Genomic DNA, 9,006 nt, shown 5'->3' on the forward strand with positions numbered 1-9,006 from the left:
CGAACTATGCTTTGGCGGCGAGCTCTGCTATCGCGTGAATATCGAGCCGCGCGCGCGGATCGTCGCGAATGGAAGCGCTCGTGCGACGCCCCAACTCCTGCTCGTACCGCAGCGCGACGATCTCGGCTTACAGCCCGTCGAAGTGCAGGCATTCCCCTTTCTGGTCAGTAAAACCGACGACGTCTTTGCGCGCTACAAAGACCGCTATCCGCACCAGGTCAATTATATTTCGCGGCGTCACGCGCATGTCTTCCTGAAGGGCGGCGAGCTGTATGTCGAAGATCTCGGCAGCACGAACGGCACCTTCGTGAATGGCAAGCGGCTCGACGAATCGGCGCAGCCACTCGTCGAGGGTGACATCGTTGCATTTGGCGGCGACCACTTCGTCTACAGGGTGTCGCTACAGAAGGCGCCCGATGTCGAACCCACCGTGACCCAGCTTAGCCTGAACCCGGCCGCCGACAGTGCCGCCGATGCCGATAAGACCACCTTCGTCGGCGCCGCGCATTCGTTCCTCGAGATCTTCTGCATCGATCCGGCGCTGCAGCGCGAGGACGAGGTGAACGACGCGGCACAGCCGGCGTCCGTCAAGGCGAAGCATGATGCTGCCGGCGTTGGCGCAGATGGCGGGGCGGGCGTAAAGGGCAGCAAAGGCTCGAAAGGCACCGAACGCACGAACGGTATGCCGAATGCCGCCGGCGTAACACGCAGCGGCGCGACGAGGAACAAACCGCGCCGCTGGCGCCTCGTGGCCGGCGAACTGCGCAACGCACTCGCGGACGGCGAACGCACGAACCTGCGCCGTATCGCGGCATGGAGCGGCGTAGGCGTCGTCGTATTGGCCGCGCTCGGCGTGACGCTCTATCTGCGCGCGTCGTCGGAGCGCGAATTGAGGAACCTGCTTGCCAGCGGCGATTACACGAGCGCGGTCGCGGTGGCGAGCGGCTATCTGGCCAGCCATCCTGCAGATACGAAAGTCCGCGCGCTCGCGAGCGAAGCGCTATTGAAAGCGCAACTTCCCGGTTGGCTCAATGCATTGGAAAAAGCGCAATTCGACCAGGCCGACGCGCGGCTCAACGATATGAGAGCGGCGAGCGCGAACAATCCCGATTCGACTGCACTAGTCGGCGAATTGCAATGGGTCGGCGATCTCGAACGTTTCGTCGCGGCGCGCGGTGGGGTGGACGCGCCGATCCGCATGTACGCGGACGAAGCGAAAATCAACTCTCTGCTGCAACGCTGGGACGACGACGCGAGAAGCCATCAACGCGCGCTCGACCGGATTGCGAGCTACGTGCCGAGCTTTGCGGAACCCTATGCGCAGGCGCTCAGTCATCTGCGCAAGCTCGAAAGCGACGACTCGGTGTACGTCGCGGCGATCGACCGGCTCAATGGCGTGATCCGCACCGAACTCGCGCGCGACAAACCGGACGCGTTGCCACCGGTGCTCGACGATTACGCGCAGCGTTATCCGCGCCTTGCCGGGCTCGACCGGGTCCGCGAGGATTTGCGTGAATACACCGCGCTGCTGAACGCGGCGCTAAGTCGGCAATTGACGTCGTTGCTCGCGATGATGCGAACGGCGCGCTTTAGCACCCCGCTGTTTCAGGCGCAATTCCAGCAACTGGCCGCGACGCGTTTGCCGTCGGCGGAAATCGTCGAGCGCGAAAAAGCGGTCGACGCGGCCTGGCAACGCGGCGATATCCGCGACGCGCTGACCGGGTTGCAGTCGATGCCGCCGAGTCCGTGGTCCGATGTGCTGGAGGCCGAAGCGGCGCACAAGAAGGCTTTGTCCGACCAGTACAACGATTTGCAGAAGACGCGCGGCGGCAACGACTATGCCCCGCATCTGCTGTCGTTGTACGCGAGTCTCGACCCGAAAGCGGATGCGTGGTTCGTGCAGTCGATCCAGAAAGACGTCGCGGCTTTGCACGACAAGGCGATCGCGCATGCGCAGGAGTTGTTGCTGCGCGCGCAAAGCCTGTGGAAAGCGTACCGGGCGAGCGGCCCGATCGGGGGTACGCAACGGCTCGAAGCAGGTATCTCGGCGGGCTTTCGCAGCGAAGCGAGGCTGCTTTCCGACGCGCAGACGGCGGCGCGCCAAGGCATGCGCATCTATACGCAACTGAACGCGAGTCATCCGGCGGAATTCGACCAACTGCTCGCGGATATCGACGCGGAAGCGAGTTTGCAGCGTCGCTCGCTGACCGAATTGCGGATGGTGCTCGACCCGGGGCTGCTGAAAGCGAAGCTCGCGTTGATAGGAGGCGACCAGAGTGAAGCGCGACCCTCACCCTAGACCGTTGTCGGAGGCGCTGGAGGATCACAGCGTCGAAGGCATCGCGATCCTGACCTCCGAGCCGGTGCGGATTGCGCGCATGCTGATCTGGGCGATGCTCGCGCTGGTGGTGGCTGGCTTGTTGTGGTCGTTCGTCGGTCGCGCCGATGTGGTCGTCAGCGCGCCCGGAACGCTGTCGCCGGAATCGGAGGTGCGGCGCATCTATGCGCCGATCGACGGCGAACTGGCGGACCTCTATATCGCCGAGGGCCAGCCGGTTTCAAAGGGAGACGTGCTCGCGCGCCTCAATGCGCGCGGCGCGATCGAGGCGGCGAGCAATGCGTTGCAGGCGCAACTGAAGCTCGAAGATGCCGAGCGCGACTGGAAGCAGTTTCCCGAGAAAAAGGCCTTGATGGAACGCAAGGCCGCTTCGCTGAAAGCGCAACTGGATGTCGAGGAACGCTTGCACGAGAACCGCGTGTCCGAAGGCACGACGAAGCTGGCTGAAGGACAGAAGGCCGAGCTCGACGAAGCGCGCAGCGCGCTCGATAATGCGCGCCGCGCGCGTGAAGCGGCGCGACAGGAACTCGACCGCTATTCGCGGCTTTTCGCGCAGCCGGGCGGCGGCGGCATTGCCGAGTTGCAGGTTGAGCAGAAGCGCACGGCCGCGCTCGAAGCGGATAACGCGTACCGTGTCGCGCAGTCGAAGCTCGCGGAACTCGATTTCCGTCTGAGCCACGAATACGCGCAAGCCAATGCGCAGCTCGCCACCAGTGGCCAGCAAAGTGCGGATCTGCAACTGCAATACGATTCGGCGGTGCGCGATATCACCGACGCGGAAGACAAATTGCGCGTGCAACTGCAAAGCGCGCGTCTCGAAGCCGATGCCGCCGCGCGCGTGCGTTTCGAGAACATCGACAAAGACAATTTCCTGCTGATTCTTGCGCCGGTCTCCGGCGTGATTACGGATGTGACGTCGACGCAGCGCGGCGACAAGATTCAGGCGAATGCGCCCCTCGGCGGCATCGCGCCGAAAGATGCGCGGCCCGTGCTGAAAATCGAAATCGCCGAACACGACCGGGCCTTCTTGCACGAGGGCCTGCCGGTCAAGATGAAATTCAGCGCATTTCCGTACCAGCGCTACGGGCTCATCAGCGGCACGCTGGCCTATATCTCGCCGGCCACCAAGCCCTCGTTGCAGGACAAGCAACCGGTCTACGAGGGCCGCGTCGTGCTCGACAACGACTATTACGAAGTGGCGGGCACGCGCTATCCGCTGCGCTACGGTATGACGGCCAATGCGGAAATCGTGGTGCGCGAGCGCCGCCTGATCGATCTCGGTCTCGATCCGTTCAGGCAGGTGGCGGGTTGAGCGCGCCAAATCCAAATCAGTCAAAGGAGCGGACCAAATGACCGCGATAGTGCGTATCGATGACGAAGTCGTGGATGTGGACGAGTTCATTCGTCTGCTGAAGTTGACCGGCCAATTCGAGAGCCTGATCGAGCAGATCGTGCGCGACAAGCTCACCGTGCATGCGGCGAAAAAGCAGGGCATCGCCGTGAGCGCCGACGAGATCCAGCAGCGCGCCGATCAGTTCCGCCGTGTGCGCGGACTGCACCGCGCGGCGGATATGAATCATTACCTCGATGCGCTGCATGTCAGCCTCGACGAATTCGAAGCGTTCATCACCGATGGGCTGTATCAGGAGAAGATGCTCGACGAAATCGGCAATGACGCGGCGATTCGCGATTACTTCGCGCTGAATTCGCCGAAGTTCGACGCTGTCGAGGTAAGCCATATCGTGCTCGACAACGAGGGCAAGGCGAAGGAAATGATTTCGTATCTGCGCGACGACCCCGATAGCTTCGCCGAGATGGCGCGCGAGCATTCGATTGCCGATACGCGCGAGTCGGGCGGCGTGATCGGCAAGGTACTGCGCGGTTCGCTGAAGCCCGATATCGAAGCGAAGATCTTCAACGCGGCGGTGAGCGATCTGTTGGGGCCATTTCCATCGGCGGACCGCTCGTGTTTCGAGATCTTCGCGGTGACGGCCAGGTATCCGGCCACGCTCGACGCGGAGGTGTCGACCGAGATCCGGCGTCTGCTGCGCGAAAGCTGGCTGATCGCGCGCGCGCAGGAGCATGTGATCGAAGCGCGCTAACGCGCTCGTCGAACCGGGAAACCTACAGCCATGGATGCACCGCGGACCGCCCCTTCAGCGCCTTCCGCCGCCGAGTTTCTTGCGTCGGTGGAAATCCTGTCGCCGTTCTCGCGCGATGAGATCGAGCGCCTCGCCGAATTTGCGCAGGCACGCTTCTATTCGTTCGGTGAAACGGTCTGCTCGACGGGCGACGTGGCCGATGGTCTGTATGTGATCCGCTCCGGGTCGGTGCGCATCTTTACCGACGAACACGGTAAGGAAACCAGCATGGGGGTGCGCAAAGCGGGCGAGATATTCGCCGACATCGCGATATTGCGCACCTATGTCCATGAAGCGTCGGTGCGGGCGTCGGCAAAAACCGAGTTGCTGTTCATTCCGCGCGCCGCGTTCGAACCGGTGCTGGCCGCCAATCAGGCCGCATTGGCATTCGTCGCGAGCTATGTGGCGATCAATTCGGCGGGCGGCTTCGTCGCGCAACTGTTCGATTTGCGCGGCAAGATCAACAAGGCGGAACTCGAGGAATACGTGCGCAGTGTCGGCGTAAAGCGTGTTGCCGCTGGCAAGGAGATTCTGAAGCAGGACAGCCGCGACGACAGGCGGCTCTACGTGGTGCGGCAAGGCGCGGTGCGGATCGTCCGCCATGACGACGGACGCGATTACACGCTCGCGACCCTCGGCGAAGGCGAGATATTTGGCGAAAAGGCGTGCTTGATGCGGCAGGAGCAAATGGCCTCCGTGGTCGCAACGACCGACACGCGCTTACTGGTGATTCCCGAACGCACGGTTCATTTCATTCTCGAACGCAACCCGAAACTGCGCGAGGTACTCGACGAACGCATTCGCTATGGCGACCGCGAATTGCAGCGGCAAAAGCGGCTCGAGCAGCGCCGCAAGCTGCCGTTGATGCTCGACCTGCAGAGCAAACCGGAGCTGGGCGAAAAGATCATCAGGCGCTTTGCGCTCGTCGAGCAAGCCGAAGAGATGGATTGCGGCGCCGCATGCCTCGCCATGGTCTGCCGCCACTACGGCATTCCGATCACGCTCGGCAAACTGCGCGAACTCGCGAACGTGACCACGCAAGGCGCGACGCTCGACAGTCTCGCGCGCGCGGGCGAATCGCTCGGCTTCACGACGCGCGGCGTGCAATGCACGTTCGATTCGTTGCGCGGTTTCGATCTGCCGTTCATCGTGCACTGGGAGGGCTATCACTACGTGGTCGTGTATGGCCTGTCGAAAGACTACGTGTGGGTCGCCGATCCGGCGCTCGGCTTCAGAAAGCTGGCGGTCGAGGACTTCGAGCGGGGCTGGAGCGGCACGTGTTTGTTGTTCACCGGCGGCGCGCATCTGTTGCAGATGTCCGCCGCGCGTTCGCCGTGGATACGCTTCGTCGGTTATCTGAAGCCGTACCGGAAGATACTCGGGCACCTGTTTCTCGCGACTTTCGTGATTCAGGTGCTGGGCGTGATTCCGCCATTGATTATCCAGAATATTCTCGATGGCGTGATCGTGCATCAGAACGTCAGCCTGCTGCATCTGCTGATCGGCGGGCTGATTATCTCGAACGTGTTTTCGCAATTGATGTCCACGATTCGTGCGTATCTGGCGAACTTCATGGTGCGCAACATGGACTTCGCGATGATGTCGCAATTCTTCAAGCATACGTTCTCGCTGCCATTCTCTTTCTTTGCGAAGCGCAAGACCGGCGATATCTTCGCGCGCTTTCAGGAGAACCAGACGATTCGCGCGTTTCTGACCGAATCCACGGTAACGACCGCACTGAATCTGCTGATGATTTTTATCTACTTCACGATCATGTTTGTCTATAACGTGAAGATGACGCTCGTTCTGATCGCCTTTGTCATCCCGATCATGGGGCTGACCCTGGTCGCCACACCGAAGATCAAGGGATATGCGCGGGAAGTGTTCACGGCGTCGACCGAGGCGAAATCGTTTCTGATGGAAGCGCTCTCCGGTGTGGAGACCGTCAAAGGCATGGGGATCGAACGGCCGGTGCGCTTGCGTTGGGAGAAAAAGTACGCGAAGGCGCTGGAGGTGCAGTATCGCGCGCATGCGTTCAGTATTCTGGTTGGCTTTGGCAGCCAGTTACTCAATGCGGCGACGACGATCGCGATTCTGTGGGTCGGCGCCAATCTGGTGCTGGCGCGTGAACTGACGATCGGCCAGTTGATCGCATTCAACGCGTTCATGGGCAGCGTATTGAGCCCGCTGATGGGGCTGGTCGGTTTGTGGAGCATGCTCAACGATGCCGGCGTGGCGATGGAACGGCTCGGCGACGTGCTCGATATCGAGCCGGAGCAGCGCCCACAAGACTTGCCGTCGCGCGTGATGCTGCCGGAACTGCAAGGCGAAATCAGCCTGAACGGCGTGTATTTTCGCTATGGCGACGACGAATCGGCCTATGTGCTGGAGAACATCAGCTTCGATATCAAACCGGGTGAACTGGTGGCGATCGTCGGGCGTAGCGGGTCGGGCAAAACCACGCTCGCGAAACTGCTGGTAGGTTTCTACGAGCCGAGCGAGGGCAAGATGACGATAGACGGCTACGATGCCGGCGTGATCGACAAAGCCTACTTCCGCGCGCAGATCGGCTACGTGATGCAAAGCAATCTGCTGTTCTCCGGCACGATTGCCGAGAACATTGCGAGCGGCGACGATGCGCCCGAGCGGCGCCGCATCGAAGAGGTCGCCAAAATGGCCGACGCGCACGGCTTTATCAGCAAGATGCCGCTCGGCTATGAGCAGATTGTCGGCGAGCGCGGCGTCGGTCTGTCGGGCGGGCAAATTCAGCGCCTGTGCATTGCGCGTGCGCTTTATCACGATCCGCGTTTGCTGGTGTTCGACGAAGCGACGTCGGCGCTCGACTCCCAGTCGGAAAGCAATATTCTCGGCAATATGCACGACATTCTGAAGGGGCGCACCGCGGTGATCATCGCGCACCGGCTCAGCACGATCATGCGCGCCGACAAGATTCTGGTGCTGTATGAAGGCGCGATTGTCGAACAAGGCCGTCACGACGAATTGCTCCAGCGCGGCGGCATGTACTACCAGCTGGTGCAGAAACAATTGAGCGCATCATGATGAAGATACTCGACCAGGTTGAAGAGGCGAGCCCCGCGATATCGTATGCGGGGCTGATCGAGCGGATCGAGATTCTGCGTTCCACGCTGCGCTGGTCGTCGCGGCTCGAACGCGCGGATATCGACAAGCTGCTCAGGCAGGTCACGTCATTGCGCGATGAGGTGATGCAGCTGTCGCACAAGGAGCGCTTCGTGCAGGCGGCGTCCGCTGCCGAGCCGCAAGAGAGCGCCGATCAGTCGCGCGGTGCGCGCCGCAAGGCACTGCTCGAACGCAGCTTCATTTTTGAGGGCACCTTCGGCGACAACACGCATCTGCTCGAAGCGCTGGAAATCGCCGAGAAAGCCGCGCCGACCGATTTGCCGGTCTTGATCGACGGCGAAAGCGGCACCGGCAAGGAATTGATGGCGAAGGTGATTCACGCGAACGGCGCGCGCGCGGACAAGCCGTTTATCTCGGTGAATTGCGGCGCGATTCCAGAAAATCTGCTCGAATCGGAACTGTTCGGGCATCGCAAGGGGTCGTTTACCGGCGCGTCGAACGATCGCAAAGGCAAATTCGAAAGCGCGCATACGGGCACGATCTTTCTCGACGAGATCGGCGAATTGCCGCTCGCCGGGCAGGTGAAGCTGCTGCGTGTGCTCGAAGCGCATGAAATTCAGCGCGTCGGTTCCGATGAGACGATCGCCGTAGATACGCGCATCGTCGCGGCGACCAACCGGAATCTGCGCAAGCTCAGCGAAGAGGGCAAGTTCCGCGAAGATCTGTTCTACCGGCTTAGCGTGATTCACGTGACGCTGCCGCCGCTGCGCGAACGGCGCGACGAAATTCCACTGCTGATTGCGTGGTTCGGCGACGAGGCGGCCGGCACGTTGAAACGCAGGCCGGTCAGATTGACGCCACGTTTACGCGACTTCCTGCTGAGCTATGCATATCCCGGCAATATCCGCGAATTGCGCAACGTGATGTACCGCATTTCCTGTCTGGCCGGTGATATGGCGGACGTCGAGCATTTGCCGCTCGACATGCGTCCGGCGGCGCCCGGCTCGGTGGCTGTGGTATCGAATGGCACGCATCCGGGCGGCCAGCAGCCGATCAGCGTCGCGAACCTGATGTCGTTGAGCGACGCCAAACGTGCTGCGAGCGACGATGCCGAAAAGGCATTTCTCGAACGTGGGCTGCGTGAAACGAGCGGCACCGTTGCGGAACTGGCGCGACGCATCGATATGAACCGCTCGCACTTGCAGATGCTATTGAAAAAGCACGGTCTGCATTCGAAGGATTTTCGCAACCGTAATGCGCCGTCTGCGACAAACGGCACCAACGAGCGCGACGAGGAAGACGCCGAAGGTTGAATGGAACGCCGATTGAACGGCACATCTGAACGAGAAGCTGTCACGGCGCGGGGTTCAGCAAGGTCTTCTCCGACGCATTCGGATCGTGCGCTTCGACGACCACCGCGGTGATGTT

The 9,006-nt window shown here is 61.5% G+C and carries 5 protein-coding genes; all 5 read left to right on the plus strand.

Going from position 1 to position 9,006, the window contains the following annotated elements; all coding sequences use genetic code 11:
* Positions 1–2,299 (plus strand): FHA domain-containing protein (locus VGH68_RS22485; protein ID WP_331605917.1); only part of this gene is annotated, 2,299 nt, incomplete at its 5' end.
* Positions 2,277–3,650, plus strand: a complete 1,374-nt coding sequence (locus tag VGH68_RS22490; protein ID WP_331605918.1) for an HlyD family efflux transporter periplasmic adaptor subunit — start codon at positions 2,277–2,279, stop codon at positions 3,648–3,650. The genes VGH68_RS22485 and VGH68_RS22490, both read left to right, overlap by 23 nt.
* Before the next feature lie 37 nt (positions 3,651–3,687).
* Entirely contained in the window at positions 3,688–4,440 is a 753-nt protein-coding gene (locus VGH68_RS22495; protein ID WP_331605919.1) for a peptidylprolyl isomerase, read from the plus strand.
* Positions 4,441–4,470: 30 nt separating this feature from the next.
* Positions 4,471–7,539: a peptidase domain-containing ABC transporter gene (locus VGH68_RS22500; RefSeq protein ID WP_331605920.1), complete on the plus strand. Its 3,069-nt coding sequence runs from the start codon at positions 4,471–4,473 to the stop codon at positions 7,537–7,539.
* Positions 7,536–8,891: a sigma-54 interaction domain-containing protein gene (locus VGH68_RS22505; RefSeq protein WP_331605921.1), complete on the plus strand. Its 1,356-nt coding sequence runs from the start codon at positions 7,536–7,538 to the stop codon at positions 8,889–8,891. Before VGH68_RS22500 ends, VGH68_RS22505 begins: the two co-directional genes overlap by 4 nt.
* Positions 8,892–9,006: the final 115 nt, after the last annotated feature.

It is taken from the genome of Paraburkholderia sp. (genome assembly GCF_036488505.1).
In the GTDB taxonomy this organism is placed as follows: domain Bacteria; phylum Pseudomonadota; class Gammaproteobacteria; order Burkholderiales; family Burkholderiaceae; genus Paraburkholderia.

Coding starts and splice junctions, on each gene's coding strand:
- VGH68_RS22495 (WP_331605919.1), top strand. CDS start 3,688: ATGACCGCGATAGTGCGTATCGATGACGAAGTCGTGGATGTGGACGAG.
- VGH68_RS22500 (WP_331605920.1), top strand. CDS start 4,471: ATGGATGCACCGCGGACCGCCCCTTCAGCGCCTTCCGCCGCCGAGTTT.
- VGH68_RS22505 (WP_331605921.1), top strand. CDS start 7,536: ATGATGAAGATACTCGACCAGGTTGAAGAGGCGAGCCCCGCGATATCG.